Raw genomic sequence first — 19502 nt, 5'->3', positions numbered from 1 at the left:
GTTCGAGTCGCCTCGACCTGCCAAACGATAGCGGGCCGCGGAGGTTGCTCCCTCCGCGGCCCGCCCATCCCGTGCGTCAGCCGCTCAGCTCCTGAGCTTCAGGCACAGCACGAAGTCCTCGCTGTCCAGCGTGCTGTCGTAGAAGTAGTCGTGCGTGTAGCCCGAGACGCCGTTGCACTTGGACTTGTCGGTGGTGTTCGGGATGCGCTTGAGCACCTCGAACGTCGCCGGCGCGCACGCCGTCTTCACCATCCGCGGCGCGGTCGCGGTGCCCTGGTTGACCAGGCACTCGCCGACCTTGACCGTCTTGGCGTCGCCCGCCTGCACGCCACCCGGCGACGACGCGCCGCCACTCGGCGCGGCGCTCGTGGACGCCTTGGCCGAGGTGCTCGCCTTCGGCGCCGTCGAGGAGGTCGTCGTGGGCGTCGTCTTCTCGCTCTTCAGGACATACCAGAGGCCGGCGGCGCCACCGCCGCACAGCAGCAGCACCAGGATGACGACGAGCGCGACCGTGCCACCGGAACCCCTCCGCGGCGGCACCGGCGGCGGTCCGCCGAAGCCGGGACCGGGACCGGGACCGGGACCGGGCGGCTGACCGTAGGCCGGCTGCTGATACGTGCCGGTCGGCTGCTGATAGGTGCCGGTCGGCGGGTAGTTGTTCCCATAAGGGCCACCCGACTGCGGCTGCTGCCCCCACTGCGGCGGCTGGCCGTAAGGGTCCGGCGGGCCGTAGGGATCAGGCCGCTGCCCATATCCCGGAGGCGGACCGTAGGGGTCCGGCTGGCCATAGGGATCCTGCTGGCCGCCCTGCCAGGGGTCCTGGGGTTGGCCCTGGTACGGGCCTGGCGGTCCGTAACCCGACATGTGATCCTCCTGCTCCGCGAAGCTCCAGGCAGCCTAGTTGCGACGATGCAGCTACGGTAGCGCCACCCCCCGACACTTCCACCTCACAGATTTACGACAGCTGGGAGTTCAGATGAGCCGGAGCTGCCGATCCTTGGGCTTCCGGGGGGCCGCGGGACCCCGCCGTTCCAGCAGCCCGGGGTCGATGGACGACAGGAACGGCGTCGGCGACATCTCCCGCTCCGACCCGTGCCGGAAGCGGGATCGGCTGTGCGACAGGAAGAGCCGGTCCTGCGCCCGGGTCAGCCCCACGAAGAACAGCCGGCGCTCCTCCGCGACCTCGTCCTCGGAGCGGCCCTGCGAGCCCGGCATGCGCAGCGGCAGCAGCCCGTCCTCGCAGCCGACCATGAACACGACGGGAAACTCGAGCCCCTTCGACGCGTGCAGCGTCAGCAGCGTCACCCGGTCCGCGCGCGGATCCCAGCCGTCGACCTCCGCGCCGGTGGCCAGCGCGCCGAGGAACTCATCCAGGTCGCTGCCCGCCCGCAACGCCGGCGGCGTCATCAGCTCGACCGCCGTCCACACGTCGGCCTCGGTCAGCCCGATGACGTCGGTGTCGAGCTGCCCGCACCGCCCCGCGACGACCTGGCCCGCCAGCCGTACCCGAGCCGCGATCGAACCACCGAGACCCGTGGCGAACCGCAGCTCGCGGGCGATCGCCGCCACACCGGGCCGGTCCAGCAACCGGTCGTGCGAGCGTTTCTGCACCGGCACCCCGGCCCGCGACAGGGCGTCGACGATCGGCGCGGCCTGCGAATCGGTCCGGTACAGCACGGCGATGTCGGAGAACGACATGGCGCCGACCGTCGCGCGCGAGTCCACCCGGTTGTCGTGCGAGCGGTGCGACAGGCCGCCAACCAGCTCGTCCACCGTGCGCACCACGAAATCGGCCTCGTCGGCCACCGAGCTCGCCGGGTACACCCCGACCATCGGCGCCTCCAGGTCCAGCCGCGCCGGGTCCAGCCGCCGCCCCGGCACCAGCGTCGTCGGCGCGATCGCCTGTACCGCGGCCGCCAGAATCGGCGCGGACGAGCGGTAGTTCCGCGTGAGCCGCACGACCCGGGCGTCGATGTCCGGCGTGGAGAAGTCCGCGGAGAACCGCAGGAAGAACGAGACCTCGGCTCCCCGGAACGAATAGATCGCCTGGTCAGGATCGCCGATCGCGCAGAGGTTGCCACCGGGCGGGCACAGCAGCCGCAGCAGGTCGTACTGCACCGGGTCGACGTCCTGGTACTCGTCCACGAAGATCCACTGCCAGCGGTCCCGGTACCGGTCCACCAGCGCCGCCGACTCGGTGAGCAGCTGCACACTGAGCGTCAGCAGCTCGTCGAGCGACACCATGTCCTTCGCCCGCAACGCCTTGGCCAGGGACTCCCTGGTCGACGGCTCCATCGCGGCGAGCGCCCGGCGCGCCTCCCGCTCCGGCAGCGGGTCCAGGGCCGCCAGCAGGTCAGCCTCCTCCGCGATACGGAACTTCGGGGTCAGCCCCACCGCCGCGGCGTTCTCCCGCAGGATCGACAGCCCCAGCGCGTGGAACGTCGACACCGTCACCGCCTCGGTCACCGGCCCGAGCAGCCCCTCCAGCCGCTCCCGCAGCTCCTCCGCGGCCCGCCGGGTGAACGTGATCGCCAGGCACTCCTCCGGGTACACGTCCAGCTCGGCACACAGGTACGCGATCCGGTGCGTGAGCGTCCGCGTCTTGCCCGTGCCCGGCCCGGCCACGATCAGCAACGGCCCGCCGGGCGCCGACGCCGCCACCCGCTGCAGCGCGTCGAGCCGGTCGAGCAGGCCCGTGCCGACCTCCTCCATCCCCGCCAGCATCGGCTCGAGCGGCTCGTGCGGCGACGCCGGCGAAGAGATCGGCGGTGGTGGCGCGGGCGCCTCGACCGGGACGGGCCGGCGGCGCTTCGGCGCAGCCTTCGGAGCCGCCTCGGCCTTGCGTTGTTTCGGCAACTGCGGCATCGGTACGTCGAACAGCACGTCTTCCTGCACCCGCAGTTCATCGGGGCTGAACAGCTTGATCACGCCGTACTCGCCGTCATAGCCGGGCGTGCGGCTGACCTCGCCGCGCCGCAGCCGGGCGATGCCCTCGCCGAGCAGCTCCCCGCCGACCCGGGTGATCTCGTCGACCGGCACCTCGCGCAGGATCGCCAGCTCCGAGCCCAGCTCCGCGACCAGCGACGCCAGCTGCGTGTCGACGGTCTTCGACTTCGCGCCGACGCCGTGGATCTCGCCGAGGATCTCGTGCAGCTGGATCAGGTGGGTGACCTGGGGCGCGTCAGGCGGCACGTACCCGTCGGGCCGGTCGGCCAGCTCCTCGACCCGGTGCAGCACACCCACGGTGAGCGGCTTGCCACAGACCGGGCACAGCCCCTCGGCCTCCCGCGTCTGCGCCGGCAGCCAGTTCACATCGCAGGCGCGATGCCCGTCGCCGTGGTACTTCCCCTCCTCGGGGAAGAACTCGATCGTCCCGGCCAGCCCGTCACCGGTCCGCAGCGCGTCCCGCACCTTGAAGTAGTCCAGCTCGCTGGTCAGCAGCGTCGCCTCGCGCGCCAGCGCCGGCGGCGAGTGCGCGTCGGAGTTGGACACCAGCCGGTAGCGGTCCAGCGACGACACCCGCCAGTTCATCGCCGGGTCGGACGACAGCCCGGTCTCGACCGCGAAGATGTGCTCGGCCAGGTCCGCGTAGCAGTCGGCGATCGCGTCGAACCCCGACTTCGACCCCAGCGCCGAGAACCACGGCGTCCAGATGTGCGCCGGCACCAGGTACCCGTCGGAACTCGCCTCCAGCGTGATCTCCAGCAGGTCACGCGAGTCCAGCCCCAGAATCGGCCGCCCGTCGGACCCGAGGTTGCCGATGCGCCCCAACGCCGTGTTGAACCGCCCGACCGCCTCGAAGTCCGGCTGGTACACCAGGTGGTGCACCTTCCGGGTCCGGTCGCCCCGCTTGTAGATCGTCGAGATCTCGACCGACAACATGAACCTGACCGGCGCCCCGTCCGCCCCGTCGGACAACCGCCCCGGCAGCCGGCGCAGGATCTCCGCCTCCCGCTCCGGATGCAGCCGGAACAGCCCCGGCTCCGCCGGCACGAGCGCCTCACGCAGGTGGTCGTGCCAGGCCGGATGCGTGAAGTCCCCCGTGCCGAGCAACGTGATGCCCTTACGCCGGGCCCACCACGTGAGCGTCTCGATGCTGAGGTCCCGACTGCACGCCCGCGAGTACTTCGAGTGAATGTGCAGGTCGGCGACGAACGAGTGGTCGGAGACGTTCGAAGGCACGCCGCATCCTGTCACACCCCCACCAACCCCCGCCCGCTACGCGCCGTGCCGCACAACGATCGAGATGTGCAGCACCATCCGCCGCCGCCACCACCCAGCGACCGGCGGCACCCTGCCCACAGCGATCCACGACACCTGCCTTTTGCGCACGGCTTGGACGAGCCGCGGTGCAGGCGGCGTGCGAGCAGCCCTCGGGCGCCGGCGCCTCCGGGCTGGTGTATCCGCAGTGGACTCACGCTGGAGCTCTCACTTTTCACGGAAGGGGTAGGGAAGTTGGGGTTGGCGAACCGATTTCCGTACCCCTTCTGCGGGCGAGGAACCGCGATGCCATCCGCATCTGCCGCAGACAGACGCGTCGCGGTGCAGCCGCGTGCGAGCAGCCCTCCCGGGCGTGCCACGGCAGGCCGAGCAGCCGGTAACGCCCCGCGGGCCCTCGCTTCCACGGAAGGGGTAGGGAAGTTGGGGTTGGCGAACCGATTTCGGTACCTCTTCTGCGGGCGCGCAGCCGCGATGCCATCTGCGTCTGCCGCAGACAGACGCGTCGCGGTGTGGGCGGCGTGCGAGCAGCCCTCGGGCGCCGCCGCCCTCCGGGCTGGTGTATCCGCAGTGGACTCGCAAGGGAGCCCTCACTTTCACGGAAGGGGTAGGGAAGTTGGGGTTGGCGAACCGATTTCCGTACCTCTTCTGCGGGCGAGGAGCCGCCATGCCATCTGCATCTGCCGCAGATGACGCGCGTTGCGTTTCCGGGAGTCATCACATTGCGTGAGTGGTGCGCCAGTTTGGCGACAGGCTGGGCCTTTGCCGCCGACGGTGGCGCCGAGAAGGGGAGCGCAGCAGCCGACAGTCGGTGATCTCCAGCGCCGGAAAGCCGCTCAGCGCCGGAAAGCCGCTCAGCGCCGGCAGCCGGTGCAAAGCAGCCTTCCGCCGGCAGCCGGCGCAAAGCCGCCTGGCGCCGGGAAACCGCCGAGGCCGGAAGACCGCCAGCGTTGGAAGCTTCAGCGTTGGAAGACCGCCAGCGCTGGAAAGCCGTCGACGCTGGAAAGCTGCCCGACGCCGGAAGGACCCAGCGGCAGCAAAAGGCTGGTGGCGCGCGGCCTTGAAAGCGACAGCCTACGCGCGGTGAAGCTCGATGACGGAGATGTCCGGGGGTGCGCCGAAGCGGACCGGTGGCCCCCAGAACCCGGCCCCGCGGGTCACGTAGACCTGGGTGCCGTCGACCGTGCCCAGGCCGGACACGACCGGCGCCTCCAAGCCGACCAGCAGGTTGAACGGCACCATCTGGCCGCCGTGGGTGTGGCCGGACAGTTGCAGGTCGACGCCGTGCTTCGCCGCCTCGTGCGCCTGGACCGGCTGGTGGGCGAGCAGCACGACGGGGCGGGAGGCGTCGCGGCCGGACAGGGCCTTGGCGAAGTCGGGTCCGTCGCCCACGTCCTTGCCGGTGACGTCGTTGACGCCGGCCAGGTCGAGGCCCTGGACGTCGAGCCGCTCGTTGCGCAGGACGCGGACGCCCAGCGAGTTGACCTCGTCGATCCACTCCTGGTAGCCGGAGAAATACTCGTGGTTGCCGGTCACGAAGAAGCTGCCGTGCCGGGCCTGGAGGTCCTGCAGCGGCTCGGCGGCCGGGCCGAGCTCGGCGACCGAGCCGTCGACCAGGTCGCCCACGACCGCGACCACGTCGGCGCCGACCGAGTTGATGATCCGGACGATCCGCTCGGTGTGCGACTTGCCCAGCAGCGGCCCGAGGTGGATGTCGGACACCAGGGCGATCTTGAATCCGCTCATGCTGGCCGGGAGCTTCGCCAGCCGGATCGGGACGCGCTTGAGCACCGGCGCGCTCTTGGCCTGCCAGGTGCCGATGCCCACGGCAGCCACGGACAGCGCCCCGGCCGTCGCTGCCAGCGACCGGCCCAGCAGCAGCCGCCGGGCCGGGTCGAACCGCCCGTCCACAGGCGCGCCGTCCACAGGCGGACTGTCCACAACACCGCTGCCCACGGCCCCGCCGGGCGCCGCGGTCGCCGGGCTGTCCACAGCCGTGACCTGCCCATCCACAGTCCCCTGCACAGGACGGCCCGCGCTGTCCACAGACATCACGCTGCTGTCCACAGGGTTATCCACAGGCTGTGGCTCGCGCCGCCGGGTCCACACGCGCAGCGCCAGCCGCGGCAGCTCCAGCAGGGCCAGCGTCACCAGCAGGTAGAACATCAGCGCCAGCCACAGGAACCCGGGCCACGCCAGCACCGGCTGCTGCTCCAGCGGCAGCACCCGCGAGCCGACCAGCGTCACCGGGATCAGCACCCCGAGCAGCACGACGACCAGCGTGCCGACCCGCCGGCCGCGCCGCGTGGTCACCACGTCCTTGACGAGCCGCCTCCACAGGTACCAGTGGATCCCGCCGACGATAAGCAGCACGACGACCAGGAAAAGCGCAATGAACACGTGCTCAGCCGCCCGCGAATGGTGGAAGGACGTCGACGGTCGCCGTCGCCGGCAGCGCCGCGTCGCGGTCGCGCCAGGAGGTGCCGTCGACCAGAAACGAACACGCCGTGAGCACAGCGGCGAGCTTCGGCCGGCCGGCCGTCACTGCGGCCTCGAGCTCGCCGAGCGTCGCCGCCTCGATTTTCTCCTCGGGCACGCCGGCGGCCGCGCGGGCCCCGGCGAAGTAGCGCACGAGCAGCACCGCGGTCATCCCCCGATCGCCGACATGGGACGGGCAGGCTGCAGGAACTTCGGGTCGTCGATGCCGTGCCCGGCCGGCTTCGCCCACATCGCCTTGCGCCACAGATCGGCCAGCTCGCCGTCGGTGGCCCCGCCCCGCAGCGCTCCGCGCAGGTCGGTCTCCTCCTGGCTGAACAGGCACGAGCGCACCGCGCCGTCGGCGGTCAGCCGGGTGCGGTCGCAGGCGCCGCAGAACGGCTGGGACACGCTCGCGATCACGCCGACCTTCGCCGGTCCGCCGCCGATGCCCGCATACCCCTCGACCAGCCACGTCTCGGCGGGCGCGCCGCCGCGCAGCGCCGGGTCGGGTCGCAGGTCGAACGCCTCCCGCAACCGGCCGAGGATCTCCTCGCCGGTCACCATCTCCTCGCGCCGCCAGGTGTGCCCGGCGTCCAGCGGCATCTGCTCGATGAACCGCAGCTCATAGCCGTGCTCAAGGGCGAAGCGCAGCAGCGGCACCGCCTCGTCGTCGTTGACGCCGCGCAGCAGCACCGCATTCATCTTCACCGGCACCAGCCCGGCCTCCGCGGCCGCGGCGAGCCCGGCGACCACGTCGGCGTGCCGGTCGCGGCGGGTCAGCGCCTGGAACCGCGTCGGGTCGACCGTGTCCAGCGAGACGTTGACCCGGTCGAGCCCCGCCTCGGCCAGCGGCCCGGCCAGGCGGGTCAGACCGATGCCGTTGGTCGTCAACATGGTGCTCGGCCGCGGCTCCAGCGCCGCGACGGCCCGCACGATGCCCGGCAGCCCGCGGCGCAGCAGCGGCTCACCGCCGGTGAACCGGACCTCGGTCACGCCGAGGTGCGTGACCGCGACCCCGATCAGCCGCACGACCTCGTCGTCGGTGAGCAGCGTCGGGCTGGGCAGCCAGTCGAGCCCCTCGGCGGGCATGCAATACGTGCACCGCAGATTGCACCGGTCGGTCAGCGAGACCCGCAGGTCGGTCGCCACGCGGCCATGGCGGTCGGCAAGACCGGCACCGAGCGGCTCCGAAAGCGTCATGCCGAAACGGTACCCCAGCGGTATGACAGTTCAGAGCGCTCGCAGCATCGAGCGGACCGACTCCCGGAACGAGGCGCCGAACAGCGCGGTGTGCACCAGCAGAAGATAGAGCCGGTGCAGCGGCACCCGCTCCCGCCAGCCGTCGGCGAGCGGCCACGCCTCGCAGTACGCGGCCAGGATCCGGTCGTAATGCGGCGCGCCACCCCACAGGCCGAGCAGCGCCAGGTCGGTCTCGCGGTGCCCGCCGTGGGCGGCCGGGTCGATGAGCCAGCCGTCGCCGGAGCGGTCCCACAGCACGTTGCCCGGCCACAGGTCGCCGTGGATGCGGCTGGGGGGCTCGTCGCCGCCGTACCCCTCGATGCCGGCGATCACACGCTCCACCCCTGTGACGTCCGCGCCGGTCAGGGCGCCGTTGTCGATCGAGGCGCGCAGGAAGGGCAGCAGCCGCCGCTGCGCGAACCAGGGTCCCCAGGCGGCGTCCGAGGCGTCGTTGGGCAGCGCCGCCGTGCCGATGAACCCTGCCCACGGCGCCCCGAACGCCGGCGCGCCGGCCCGGTGCAGCGCGGCCAGCCGCCGGCCGAGCCGCTCGGCGCCGTCCGGGGTGGCCTCGCCGTGCTCGATCCACTCCAGGGCGAGCAGGTCCGGCAGCTCGACGATCAGCTCCGGCACCGGCACCGCCCCGGCCTCCCGCAGCCAGCGCAGCCCGGCGGCCTCGGCGGCGAAGAACCCCTCCGGCGGGTCGGGCAGGGACTTGCAGAAGATCGAACTGCCGTCGTCGAACGTGAGCCGCTGGGCGGTGCAGATCGACCCGCCCGGCACCGGCGTCTCACGGATCCGCTGGTGCTTGATGAACACCGGTAGCTGCCCCGGGTGCTCCTTCAGATACTGCAGGTCCATCAGCACCGCCGGTCAGCGAGCGGCGGTTCGCAATGCGTCACGGGCGTCATCGTACGAGCGGAGCACCCCACGCATGGGAGCGACGATGTGCACGTCCGCCATCTCGGCGATCGCGGCCCGCAGCCGGCGGTCGGCGCGCGCCCTGGCCCGCCGCGCGGCCAGCCGGACGAGCGGGCGTACGACGATCGACAGCAGCAGCCCGAAGAGCAGGCCGCCGAAGAACAGCGCGGTCGGCAGCGGGACCCGCCCGACCTGCGGCGCGTCGATGCCGGGCAGGCCGAGGAACGCGAAGACCGCCCGCACCGCCAGCCACAGCAGCCCCGCGAGGGCGACGGCGGCGCCGAGCCACTGCAGGGCGCCGACCAGCCGCCACCAGAAGGGCCTGCGCGCCAGACCGAGATCGGCGGAGGCGACCGCGACGTCGAGCGCGTCGGGCACGTCGTCCAGGTGGGAGCGCGACGCCGCGGTGACGGCCGCCGGCCACGGCTCCGGCAGCCCCGCCCCGGCCTGCTCGGCGAGCTCGCGCGACGCGAGCGCGACGGCGGCCTTCTGCGCCGCCGAGGACTCCGGTAATGACGATGCGGCAGGTGTACTGCCGGCAGGCTGATCCAGATGCAACCGGCGCAACGGATCCGGCCGAAGCTTGCGGGCCCAGCGGGCGACCGGCCAGCCGAGCACGCCGGTGGCGCGGTGCCGGTAGGTCCGCTCGGTCGCGGCGACGACGATCGGCACCCCGGCCGAGACCGCGAGGGAGCCGGCCAGCCGGTCGACGGCAGCCGGCTGGATCCTCTCGCCGCGGACATCGGCGGCCACCAGCGGCTCCAGCTCGCCGGCCGCGCCGCTCACGTCGCCGGCGAGCCGCTGCAGGGCGGCCTGGCGCTGCGCGACGGTGCGCTCCAGCGTGGCGCGCAGGACGTCCAGCCCCGGCTGGCCCTTCGCCGACGTCGGGAACGCCGGCACCCCGCCGAGACCGTCGGCCTCCAGCAGCCGGCGCAGGTCGGCGACGAGCCGCTCGCTGTCGGCCCGGTTGAGCCGGTCGGCCTGGTTGAGCACCACGACGGTCACGTCCCGGTGCCGCTGGAACTGCGACAGGTACTGCTGGTGTACGACGCGATCGGCGTACTTCTGCGGGTCGAGCACCCACACGACCAGGTCGACGAGGCGCAGCAGCCGGTCGACCTCGAGCCGGTGCCGGGCCTCGATCGAGTCGAAGTCGGGCAGGTCGAGCAGGACCAGGCCGCGCAGGCCGGCCTCGTCGTCGCCGTCCAGCGCGCTCTCGCGGGTGAAGCGCCGGTTGGGCGGCACGCCGAGCCAGTCGAGCAGCGGGCCGGCGCCCTGCGGCCCCCACACGCAGGCGTGCGCGACCCCGGTCGTCGGGCGGCGCACCCCGACGCGGGACAGTTGGAAACGGCACAGCGCGTTGAAGAGGCTGGACTTGCCGCTACCGGTGGCGCCGGCCAGCGCGACGACGGTGTGCGCCCGGGACAGTGCGAGCCGCTCGCCGGCCCGGTCGATCACGGTGCGGGCGGTGACCAGCTGGGCGTCGGGCACGTGGTCCTCGGCCGCCCGCACGAACCGGCGCAGCCCGTCGACCCGCTCGACCAGCCGGTCAGCGTCCACGGGACCACCACCCTGCCTGGGGATCGCCGACGTGATCCGTTCCACAAGACTCACGACGTCCCCTCCGCTGCGCTCCGGCGCCGCCGCGAGCCAAAACTGAGCCCATGGTGAGCGGCTCCTCCGCTGCGCTGCGGCCCGCTCACGTCGCCCCCTCCGCTGCGCTCCGGCGCCGCCGCGAGCCAAAACTGAGCCCATGGTGAGCGGCTCCTCCGCTGCGCTGCGGCCCGCTCACGCTGCATCCAGTCGGACGTCGGCGCGGGCAAGCTGGACAGCGGTGCTGGCGGCGCGCAGCCGGCCGGCGAAGTCGTCGTCGATCCCGGCGCCGGCCAGCACGCTGCGGAAGCGCCCGGCCTCCTCGTCGAAGAGGGCGCCGACCCGCTCCAGCAGGTCCTGCCGGGCCCGCTCGGCGAGTGACCGCACCGCCTGGTCGCCGAAGATCGCCTCGAGCACCTTCTGCGCGGTGACGGTGGTGCCGCCGGCGACCACGATCTCCAGGCCGGTGGGGATGAACGCGGTGGCGGCGAAGACCGAGACCATCACCAGCAGGCCGGTGGCGTTGACCGCGTAGGCGCCGGCCCGGGCGAGCACCCGCTTGTCGCCCGCCTCGGCGCGCACCAGATCGAGGACCGAGCGTTGCCAGTCGCGGGTGAGCCGGGCGATCCGCTCGTCCAGGTCGTCGGAGGGCCGCGCCAGGTTGGGCGCGGCGGCCAGCAGCGCGGCCCCGGCCGGATGGGCCTTCCAGGCGGCCCCGGCCCGCTCGGCGGCGTCGGTCGCGGTGCCCTTGAGCAGGGTCGCCAGGCCCGAGCCGATCGCCTCCTGGAAGCGCTCGCCGGGCGCCGGCCGGCCGGTGAGGGCGGCGACGATCCGGTCGCGGGCCCGCCCGACGCGGGCCTGCAGCGCGCGCATGATGTCGCCGGTGCCGACGAGCTCCTGCCAGCGGGCGAGCACCTCACCCCGCAGCAGCGCCCCGTCGTGGATGCCCTGCTCGACGGAGGAGGCGGCGGCCCGGTAGGACCCGCGCACGGCGTCCTCGAGCGACTTCGCGGCGGTGACCTGGTCCTCGGCGGCCGCGGCCAGGACCCCGACGTCCATGGTGAGTGCGTCGACCGCCCCGCCGACGGTCTGGCGGACCACCGCGGCACGGGCCTCGGCGGAGCGGGCCAGCTGGCCGAACCAGTCCCGCAGCGGCGCGACCTGGGCCTCGTTGAGCAGGCCCTGGCTGTCCAGGCGGGCCTCGGGCAGCACGAACAGCGGCACTCCGCCGAGCTCCTGCTCCTGCAGCATCGAGGTCAGGTGCGGGGTGATCTCGTCGGCCGCGCCGCCGCCGGGCACCCGGTCGAGCACCAGCGCGATGGCGGTGCCCCGGCTGCGGGCGGTGCGCAGCATCCCCCACGGCACCGCGTCGGCGTAGCGGGCGGCGGTGGTGACGAAGAGCCAGAGGTCGGCGGCGGCGAGCAGCTGCGAGGCGAGCTGCCGGTTGGCGTCGACGACGGAGTCGATGTCGGGCGCGTCGAGCAGGGCCAGGCCGGGGGTGAGCGCCTGCGCGGACACCACCTGCAGGGTGCGGGCGTCGCTGCTGGCGCCGGTGGTCCGGGTCAGCGACGGCAGCACGTTGGCCTTGGCGAACCAGGGCATGTCGGCCGGGTGGCAGACCAGCACCGGTGCCCGGGTGGTGGGGCGCAGCACGCCCGCGGGGCTGACCGGGGTGCGAATCAGGCTGTTGACCAGGGTCGACTTGCCGGCGCCGGTGGAGCCGCCGACGACGACCAGCAGCGGCGCGTCGAGCCGGTCGAGCCTGGGCAGCAGGTAGTCGTCGAGCTGGTCGACCATGGCGGCGGCGACCGTGGTGGCCCGCTCGGCGCTGGGCAGCGGCAGGGCGAAACGGGTCTCCTTGCCCAGGTCGCGGAGGTCGGTGAGGGCACGGACGAGATCGGCGACGGGCGAGCGCTCCGGCTCGCGGGCGCGTGGGGGCCGACCGGTGGACTGGCCATCAGCTGAAGGGCTGGTGGCCGCCGACCGGGCGGACACCGACTCGCCCTGTGTGGTCACTGCTAAAGCGTGCACGATGACGCTGTCGAGCGCCATGCAATGGCCGTAAGCATCGATATCACCGAGCGCAACTTCACCCATGACCTCCCACAGCGCCATCCATGATGGGACAAGTTGCGCCGGTCACACTCAAGGTTCGACTTGACGATCGAGACATGCGTGGCACTATTGAGTGCAAGTCACTCAACTTCGCAGCCGGCGCGTTCGGCCGACTGCCACCTGGAGGTCAAGCAGCTATGGCACGTGCGGTCGGCATCGACCTCGGAACCACCAACTCGGTGGTCAGTGTCCTTGAGGGCGGCGAGCCCAGCGTCATCGCCAACGCCGAAGGTGCGCGCACGACGCCGTCCATCGTCGCGTTCGCCCGTAACGGCGAGGTGTTGGTCGGCGAGGTCGCGAAGCGCCAGGCCGTCACCAACCCGGACCGGACCATCCGATCCGTCAAGCGTGAGATGGGCACCAACTGGGCCATCGACATCGACGGCAAGAAGTACACCCCGCAGGAGATCTCCGCGCGGGTGCTCATGAAGCTCAAGCGCGACGCCGAGGCCTACCTCGGCGAGCAGATCACCGACGCGGTCATCACCGTGCCGGCATACTTCAACGACTCGCAGCGCACCGCCACGAAGGAGGCCGGCGAGATCGCCGGGTTCAACGTGCTGCGCATCGTCAACGAGCCGACCGCGGCCGCCCTGGCCTACGGCCTGGACAAGGGCCCGAAGGAGCAGACCGTCCTGGTCTTCGACCTCGGTGGCGGCACCTTCGACGTGTCGGTCCTGGAGCTCGCCGAGGGCGTCGTCGAGGTCAAGTCGACCTCCGGTGACAACCACCTCGGTGGTGACGACTGGGACGAGCGGGTCATCGACCACCTGGTCAAGACCTTCCGCGGCCAGCACGGCATCGACCTGTCCGCCGACAAGATGGCCATGCAGCGCCTGCGTGAGGCCTCCGAGAAGGCCAAGATCGAGCTGTCGGCGGCGACCACCACCTCGATCAACCTGCCCTACATCACCGCCGGCCCCGACGGCCCGCTGCACCTGGACACCCAGCTGTCGCGCGCCGAGTTCCAGCGGATGACGCAGGACCTGCTCGACCGCACCAAGGTGCCGTTCGAGAACGCGATCAAGGACGCCGGCATCAAGGTCGGCGCGCTCGACCACGTCATCCTCGTCGGTGGCTCGACCCGTATGCCCGCCGTGACCGAGCTGGTCAAGCAGCTCACCGGCAAGGACCCCAACAAGGGCGTCAACCCGGACGAGGTCGTCGCCGTCGGCGCCGCCCTGCAGGCCGGTGTCCTCAAGGGCGAGGTCAAGGACGTCCTGCTGCTCGATGTCACCCCGCTGTCGCTGGGCATCGAGACCAAGGGCGGCATCATGCACAAGCTGGTCGAGCGCAACACGACCATCCCGACCAAGCGCTCCGAGGTCTACACCACCGCCGACGACAACCAGCCGTCGGTGCTCATCCAGGTCTTCCAGGGTGAGCGGGAGATGGCGGCCTACAACAAGCGCCTCGGCACCTTCGAGCTGACCGGCCTGCCGCCGGCGCCGCGTGGCGTGCCGCAGATCGAGGTCACCTTCGACATCGACGCCAACGGCATCGTGCACGTGTCCGCCAAGGACCTCGGCACGGGCAAGGAGCAGTCGATGACGATCACCGGCGGCTCCGCGCTGCCGAAGGACGACATCGAGCGGATGATGCGCGACGCGCAGGAGCACGCCGACGACGACAAGCGTCGCCGCGAGGAGGCCGAGACCCGCAACCTGGCCGAGGCGCTGCAGTGGCAGACGGAGAAGTTCCTCGCGGAGAGCGGCGACAAGATCCCGTCCGACGCCCGTGACCAGATGAACGAGGCACTGGGCGACCTGCGCAGCGCGCTCGGCGGCAACGACACCGAGCGGATCAAGGCCGCGCACGAGAAGCTGGCGCAGGTCTCGCAGCAGGCCGGCAGCGCGCTCTACGAGCAGCAGCGTCAGCAGAGTGCCACGGGCGAGGCGCCCGGTGCCGGGTTCGGCGGCGGCGACTCGGCCGGCACGCAGGCCCAGGGCAACGGCCCGGATGACGTTGTCGACGCCGAGATCATCGACGAGGACAACAAGAAGTGACCGACGAAGCCCGCGCCGCCGGCCCGGAAGGGCCGGCGGAGCGCGTTGTGATCAAGGACAAGCGGAAGGTGTCGGTCAATGGCAAGCCGGCCGAGACACCCGACACCGGACACACCGCGGAGGAGGCCGACGTGGAGGTCGAGGAGACCGAGACCGTAGCCGAGAAGGCCGAGGCGCTGGAGCCGGACACCGACGAGACGCCGGTGGAGGGCGAGATCGTGGACGAGACGTTCACGGTCCACGCGCCGCCGCCGGCCGCGCCGGGTGAGGCGGCAGCACAGGGCACCACCGACGACGCGCACCAGCACGGCCTCGGCGCCGAGCTGGCCGCGCTGCGGACGGACCTCGAGGAGCGCACCCGGGACCTGCAGCGGGTCACCGCCGAATATGCCAACTACCGCAAGCGGGTCGACCGCGACCGCGCGTTGGTGGTCGAGCAGGCCAGCGCCAACGTGCTCGGCGCCCTGCTGCCCGTGCTCGACGACCTCGACCGGGCCCGTGACCACGGCGACCTGGTCGGGCCGTTCGGCGCGGTCGCCGAGGCGCTGACCGCGGCGCTGACCAAGTTCGGGCTGACCGTGTTCGGGGCCAAGGGCGACCCGTTCGACCCGACCCGCCACGAGGCGGTGGCCCACCTGACCTCGGCCGAGGTGACCGAGCCGACCTGCATCGACGTGATGCGGCGCGGCTATCTCCTGGGCGAGCGGCTGCTGCGACCGGCCCTGGTGGCCGTTGCCGACCCGGAGTAAGAGACGCGTGGAGGAGGTGGCGCAATGAGTTCCAAGGACTGGTTGGAAAAGGATTTCTACGCGGTTCTGGGCGTCACCAAGTCCGCTTCCACTGATGAGATCAAGAAGGCGTACCGCAAGCTCGCGCGGGAGCTGCACCCCGACCGCAACCCGAACAACGCGGCGGCCGAGGAGCAGTTCAAGGCGGTGTCGGAGGCGTATGACGTGCTCTCCGACGCCGGCCGCCGCAAGGAGTACGACGAGATGCGGTCGCTCTTCGGCGCGGGCGCGTTCCGGCGCAACGCGCGGGCGGGCAGCCACGGCGCGGGCGGGCCCGGCTTCGACTTCTCCGATCTGTTCGCCAACGGGGCGCAGGGCGGCGGCTCGGCCGGCCCCGGCGCCGGTGTCGGTGGGGACCGCCGCTTCGGCGGCGCGGGTTTCTCGGACCTGTTCAGCTCGATCTTCTCCGGCGGCGGCGGACCAACCGGCGCGCCGCCGGGGCGCCGCGGCCGCGGCCGCGACGTCGAGACCGAGGTGGTGCTCAACTTCGCCGACGCGGTGCAGGGCGCCACGCTGCCGATCACGCTGCGCACGCCCGGCACGTGCGAGACCTGCCACGGCAACGGCGCCGCCCCCGGCTCCACGCTGCGGACCTGCCCCAACTGCCGGGGTCAGGGCGTGGTCAGCAGCAACCAGGGCTCGTTCAGCTTCACCGAGCCGTGCCGTGAGTGCCAGGGCGTCGGCACCATCGTCGACGAGAAGTGCCCGGAGTGCGTCGGCAGCGGCGGCGTGACCAAGACCCGCACGATCAACGTGCGTATCCCTCCGGGGGTCGCCGAGGGTCAGCGGATCCGGCTGAGCGGCCGCGGTGAGCCGGGCACCCGGGGCGGTGCGGCCGGCGACCTGTTCGTGCTGATCAGGGTGCGTCCCGACGCGGTCTTCGGCCGCAGCGGCGACGATCTGACCCTGACGGTGCCGGTGACCTTCGCGGAGGCGGCGCTCGGCGCCGACCTCCGGGTGCCGACCCTCGACGCGGCCGTGACGCTGCGGGTGCCCCCGGGCACGCCGAGCGGCCGGACGCTGCGGGTGCGCGGCAAGGGGGTCGCCCGGCGCGACGGGAAGGTCGGTGACCTGCTCGTCACCATCGACGTCCATGTGCCGGCGGAGCTCTCCGAGGCCGCCCGGCAGGCACTTTCCGACTATGCGGCAGCGGCGCCGCCGGCGCCGAGGGAGCGGCTCGACGCGATCGCACGGGAGCGCAGCAGCTATGAACGATGATGAGCGCGAGGTCTTCATCAGCTTCGAGGCGGTCTCCGACGCCAAGGTGCTGATCATCTCGATTGCGGCCAGGCTGGCCGGGATGCACCCGCAGACCCTGCGGCAGTACGACCGCATGGGACTGGTGCAGCCCGGCCGCACCTCCGGCGGCGGGCGCCGCTACAGCGAGCGCGACGTGGCGCTGCTGCGCGAGGTGCAGCGGCTCAGCCAGGAAGAGGGCGTCAACCTCGCCGGCATCAAACGCATCATCGAGCTCGAAGGCATGGTCGGCGACCTGCGCCAGCGCGTCGCCGACCTGGAGGACGAGCTGATCCGGACCCGGACCCGGCTCGCCCAGATGGAGGCGACCGGCTTCCCGAGGCGCGACCTGGTGCCGACCAACCAGCACCAGACCGCGCTGGTGGTGTGGCGGCCGCGCCAGAAATAGCGTGTTTGCCTTCCCATGCCACCGGGCATCAGGTGCGCAGGGAATGGTGTGGTCATCCGGAGGGCTGACCGGATGCCCGCAGGGTGTGGTCAAGCTGAAAGGGCGCCGTCCACGACGGCGCCCTTTCAGCTGATCCGGCGCGGTGCGCGGACCAGGCCGCCCTCACACCAGTCGTGATACTCGAACAGCTCGGGCCGGGCCAGCAGCATCCGGGCGTTGTGCGCCCAGGTCGTCAGCAGCTCGTCGCCGCGCTCCTCGGCCTGCTCGACGAACTTGCGCAGGCGCCGCTTCGGGTGGGCCCGAAAATGCGTGCGGATGCCGTCGGCGGCGTAGATGTACAGGCAGTGCAGTGCGAACCGGCGGGCCGGACAGGCCGGGTCCATCGCCAGGTCGAACAGCGTGCCGATCAGCCGATCGCCGGCGACCAGAAGGTCCCAGTCCGGCGGCATGGTCTGCAGCAGCGACGCGTCGGGGTGGTAGGCCCACGCTCGCAGCTCTGCTGGAGTAGGGTCGACCGGGTTGGCAAAGCCCCGGAAGCCCGCTTGTTGCACGCTCACCGTCAGCTCCCGTGGCCAGCGGGTATGTGATCGCCAGAGGTCCTGGAGTCGCAGGCAACTTAGCCCGCCACCTAGCAGCTACGGAAGAGCCGAAGGGGTCGGTTACTCTCCGGATACCGCCATACGGGTGGCTTTATGCCGATAAGTCCGCCGCGATATGGGCTATATCAATGGTTCCGGCGGGGTCTACAGTGTCGTCGTGAGCATGGACCATCGCGACATGCGTATCTCCGACGCGGAGCGCGAGCGTGTGGTGGCCCAGCTGAATACGGCCGTGGCCGAGGGCCGGCTGACCATCGCGGAGTTCGAGGACCGGGTCGACGGCGTGCTGCGCGCGCGCACGTTCGGCGAGATCGAGCCGTATGTGACCGACCTGCCCGTGCAGCAGGTCAAGCCGCCCGAGGAAAGCGAGCTCCGTAGCCGGTCGTCGTCGCTGAAGCGGCGGGGCCGCTGGACGGTCCCCCGCCGGCTGACGATCGTCACCCTGTCGAGCTCGGTGAAGCTCGACTTCACCGAGGCGATCTTCGGCGCCGCCGTCGTGGACGTCGTGCTCGACGCGCATTCCAGCTCGGTCGAGCTGGTCCTGCCGGCCGGTGCCGTCGCCGACGTCGACAGCATCTACACCCATGCCAGCACCGTGAAGTCGCGGATCGAGCCGTCGGGCGGAGGCGTCCAGTTCCGTATCAGCGGCGAGGTCTCCACCAGCAGCGTCAAGTTGCGGTACCAGCGCAGGTTCTGGCGGTGGCGTTGGTGAGGCGCCGCCCACTCGCTACCGTCCTGGCCGTCGCGCTCACCCTGACCTTGACCGCCGGCTCATGTACGCCCGGCAACGAGCCGGTCGAAGATCCCGCTCCGGACGTCTCCTACCAGGAGGACCCGCAACCGGCCCCGGCCGGATCCGAGGATCCGCGCAACCGGCAGTCGATCGTGCAGGTGCCGAAGGGCACCTCGCCGCGCGGGGTCGAGTTCGCCGACGCCGACACCGGCTATGCCCTGTTCAGCTCGTGCGTCAGCGGGCTCGCCTGCCAGGTCGGCCTGGTCATCACGCTCGACGGCGGGCAGTCGTGGGTGGCCCGCAAGGTGCCCTTCGACGACGCCACCGAGGTCGAGATGCGCCTGGGCCGGGGCAACGTGCTGCTGCTGCGCACGGTGCCCGGCGGCTGGTACGTCTCCCGCGACACCGGCCTCACCTTCCAGCAGCACCCGCTGATCCCGGCGCCGCCGGAGCTCAACCTCACCGAGCCACGCTTCAGCGTCGGCTGCCTCGACGGCACCGTCGACTGCCCGGTGCGCCAGCTGATCGAGGTCACCGACGACGGCAAGCGGGCGGCGCTGCCCGGCCGCCCGGCCGGCGACCACCGTTTCACCAGCCTCGTCGCGCAGGCCGACGGCAAGCTGCAGACTGACGGCAAGCTGCAGACTGACGGCAAGCTCTGGCTGACGGCCCAGGCGGTGGAGACCTCGGCCACCGCGGCGCCGATGCTCACGGTCAGCGTCTGGAGCAGCGCCGACCACGGCCGCTCCTGGCGCGCCGAGGGCTCGGCGCGGCTGCCGCAGCAGAGCGGGGTGGAGCCGCACGTGGTGGTGGCCCCCGACGGGTCCGACGTGTGGCTCGTCGGCAACCAGTTCGCGGCCCGCCGCACCGCCACCGGCGCCTGGGTCGAGGCGAGCGCGATGCGTGAGGTCGCCGAGGTGTACAGCGCCGAGGTGCTGCCAGGCGGCCGGCTGCTGGTCGCCAGCGGGCAGGGCGTCTGGACCGTCGACAGCGACCGGCGCAGCCGTGACCAGGGCGGACGGCTGGTCTTCCGGCTCCGCCGGCTCTCCGGCACGGTGATCCTCGGCTATCCGGGGCAGCAGTCGGGTGAGGTGTGGCTGTGCGAGGTGAAAGACAAGAATTGTGAGTGGTCGAGGGTCGCTGTCGCTGCACGATAAGACTTGAGTGGAA

At 72.0% G+C, this 19502-nt stretch carries 15 protein-coding genes; 6 read left to right on the top strand and 9 right to left on the bottom strand.

Annotated features, from left to right (window positions below):
* Nucleotides 1–84: 84 nt before the first annotated feature.
* The 8 genes from AB0H83_RS22560 to AB0H83_RS22525 all read right to left on the bottom strand — a co-directional run bounded on the left by AB0H83_RS22560 (nucleotide 85) and on the right by AB0H83_RS22525 (nucleotide 12498).
* Nucleotides 85–864 carry a hypothetical protein gene (locus AB0H83_RS22560; protein WP_360097153.1) on the bottom strand — a complete coding sequence of 260 codons (780 nt, stop codon included), beginning with the start codon at nucleotides 862–864 and terminating at the stop codon, nucleotides 85–87.
* A gap of 108 nt (nucleotides 865–972) precedes the next feature.
* A complete protein-coding gene (locus AB0H83_RS22555) occupies nucleotides 973–4182 on the bottom strand; it encodes a UvrD-helicase domain-containing protein (RefSeq protein ID WP_360097150.1) in 3210 nt (1069 codons plus the stop codon).
* A gap of 1110 nt (nucleotides 4183–5292) precedes the next feature.
* Nucleotides 5293–6618, bottom strand: coding sequence for a metallophosphoesterase (locus AB0H83_RS22550; RefSeq protein ID WP_360097147.1), 1326 nt, complete (start codon nucleotides 6616–6618; stop codon nucleotides 5293–5295).
* 4 nt (nucleotides 6619–6622) lie between these two features.
* Nucleotides 6623–6868, bottom strand: coding sequence for a MoaD/ThiS family protein (locus AB0H83_RS22545; protein WP_033359964.1), 246 nt, complete (start codon nucleotides 6866–6868; stop codon nucleotides 6623–6625).
* Nucleotides 6865–7896 carry a GTP 3',8-cyclase MoaA gene (moaA, locus tag AB0H83_RS22540; protein ID WP_360097144.1) on the bottom strand — a complete coding sequence of 344 codons (1032 nt, stop codon included), beginning with the start codon at nucleotides 7894–7896 and terminating at the stop codon, nucleotides 6865–6867. Before moaA ends, AB0H83_RS22545 begins: the two co-directional genes overlap by 4 nt.
* A gap of 30 nt (nucleotides 7897–7926) precedes the next feature.
* Nucleotides 7927–8793: a fructosamine kinase family protein gene (locus tag AB0H83_RS22535; protein WP_360097141.1), complete on the bottom strand. Its 867-nt coding sequence runs from the start codon at nucleotides 8791–8793 to the stop codon at nucleotides 7927–7929.
* Between the two features lie 12 nt (nucleotides 8794–8805).
* Nucleotides 8806–10413 carry a GTPase gene (locus tag AB0H83_RS22530; protein WP_360097138.1) on the bottom strand — a complete coding sequence of 536 codons (1608 nt, stop codon included), beginning with the start codon at nucleotides 10411–10413 and terminating at the stop codon, nucleotides 8806–8808.
* 228 nt (nucleotides 10414–10641) lie between these two features.
* On the bottom strand, nucleotides 10642–12498 hold the full coding sequence (locus tag AB0H83_RS22525; protein ID WP_360097135.1) for an ABC transporter: 1857 nt from the start codon (nucleotides 12496–12498) through the stop codon (nucleotides 10642–10644).
* Nucleotides 12499–12698: 200 nt separating this feature from the next.
* Between AB0H83_RS22525 and dnaK the strand changes: the two genes are divergently transcribed.
* From dnaK to AB0H83_RS22505, 4 genes are read left to right on the top strand one after another with little or no spacing between them, the layout of a single operon-like run.
* Nucleotides 12699–14567 carry a molecular chaperone DnaK gene (gene dnaK, locus AB0H83_RS22520; RefSeq protein ID WP_360097132.1) on the top strand — a complete coding sequence of 623 codons (1869 nt, stop codon included), beginning with the start codon at nucleotides 12699–12701 and terminating at the stop codon, nucleotides 14565–14567.
* Nucleotides 14564–15316, top strand: coding sequence for a nucleotide exchange factor GrpE (gene grpE / locus AB0H83_RS22515; RefSeq protein ID WP_360097129.1), 753 nt, complete (start codon nucleotides 14564–14566; stop codon nucleotides 15314–15316). Before dnaK ends, grpE begins: the two co-directional genes overlap by 4 nt.
* Nucleotides 15317–15340: 24 nt before the next feature.
* Complete coding sequence (dnaJ, locus tag AB0H83_RS22510; RefSeq protein ID WP_360097126.1) at nucleotides 15341–16573, top strand: molecular chaperone DnaJ; 1233 nt, start codon at nucleotides 15341–15343, stop codon at nucleotides 16571–16573.
* The gene (locus tag AB0H83_RS22505; RefSeq protein WP_360097123.1) at nucleotides 16563–17000 is read left to right on the top strand and encodes a helix-turn-helix transcriptional regulator; all 438 of its coding nucleotides are present in this window, start codon (nucleotides 16563–16565) and stop codon (nucleotides 16998–17000) included. The genes dnaJ and AB0H83_RS22505 overlap by 11 nt, the downstream gene beginning before the upstream one ends.
* Nucleotides 17001–17125: 125 nt before the next feature.
* On the opposite strand, the gene AB0H83_RS22500 is transcribed toward AB0H83_RS22505, so the two are convergent.
* Nucleotides 17126–17557 (bottom strand): hypothetical protein, encoded by a 432-nt coding sequence (locus AB0H83_RS22500; RefSeq protein WP_360097120.1) that lies wholly within the window; start codon nucleotides 17555–17557, stop codon nucleotides 17126–17128.
* A gap of 205 nt (nucleotides 17558–17762) precedes the next feature.
* Here AB0H83_RS22500 and AB0H83_RS22495 point away from each other — a divergent pair, with 205 nt between their 5' ends.
* Together AB0H83_RS22495 and AB0H83_RS22490 are read left to right on the top strand one after the other, a co-directional pair.
* Nucleotides 17763–18311, top strand: coding sequence for a DUF1707 domain-containing protein (locus tag AB0H83_RS22495; protein ID WP_360097344.1), 549 nt, complete (start codon nucleotides 17763–17765; stop codon nucleotides 18309–18311).
* Nucleotides 18308–19489, top strand: coding sequence for a hypothetical protein (locus AB0H83_RS22490; protein ID WP_360097117.1), 1182 nt, complete (start codon nucleotides 18308–18310; stop codon nucleotides 19487–19489). The genes AB0H83_RS22495 and AB0H83_RS22490 overlap by 4 nt, the downstream gene beginning before the upstream one ends.
* Nucleotides 19490–19502: the final 13 nt, after the last annotated feature.

Source organism: Dactylosporangium sp. NPDC050688, from assembly GCF_040654515.1.
Classification (GTDB): domain Bacteria; phylum Actinomycetota; class Actinomycetes; order Mycobacteriales; family Micromonosporaceae; genus Dactylosporangium.
This window is presented reverse-complemented; position numbering and strand designations above follow the sequence as displayed.

What these genes read in the sequence shown, in the direction of transcription:
- AB0H83_RS22560 (WP_360097153.1), bottom strand. Translation starts at nt 864, where the DNA reads ATGTCGGGTTACGGACCGCCAGGCCCGTACCAGGGCCAACCCCAGGAC.
- AB0H83_RS22545 (WP_033359964.1), bottom strand. Translation starts at nt 6,868, where the DNA reads ATGACCGCGGTGCTGCTCGTGCGCTACTTCGCCGGGGCCCGCGCGGCC.
- moaA (WP_360097144.1), bottom strand. Translation starts at nt 7,896, where the DNA reads ATGACGCTTTCGGAGCCGCTCGGTGCCGGTCTTGCCGACCGCCATGGC.
- AB0H83_RS22535 (WP_360097141.1), bottom strand. Translation starts at nt 8,793, where the DNA reads ATGGACCTGCAGTATCTGAAGGAGCACCCGGGGCAGCTACCGGTGTTC.
- AB0H83_RS22525 (WP_360097135.1), bottom strand. Translation starts at nt 12,498, where the DNA reads ATGGCGCTCGACAGCGTCATCGTGCACGCTTTAGCAGTGACCACACAG.
- dnaK (WP_360097132.1), top strand. Translation starts at nt 12,699, where the DNA reads ATGGCACGTGCGGTCGGCATCGACCTCGGAACCACCAACTCGGTGGTC.
- dnaJ (WP_360097126.1), top strand. Translation starts at nt 15,341, where the DNA reads ATGAGTTCCAAGGACTGGTTGGAAAAGGATTTCTACGCGGTTCTGGGC.
- AB0H83_RS22505 (WP_360097123.1), top strand. Translation starts at nt 16,563, where the DNA reads ATGAACGATGATGAGCGCGAGGTCTTCATCAGCTTCGAGGCGGTCTCC.
- AB0H83_RS22495 (WP_360097344.1), top strand. Translation starts at nt 17,763, where the DNA reads ATGGACCATCGCGACATGCGTATCTCCGACGCGGAGCGCGAGCGTGTG.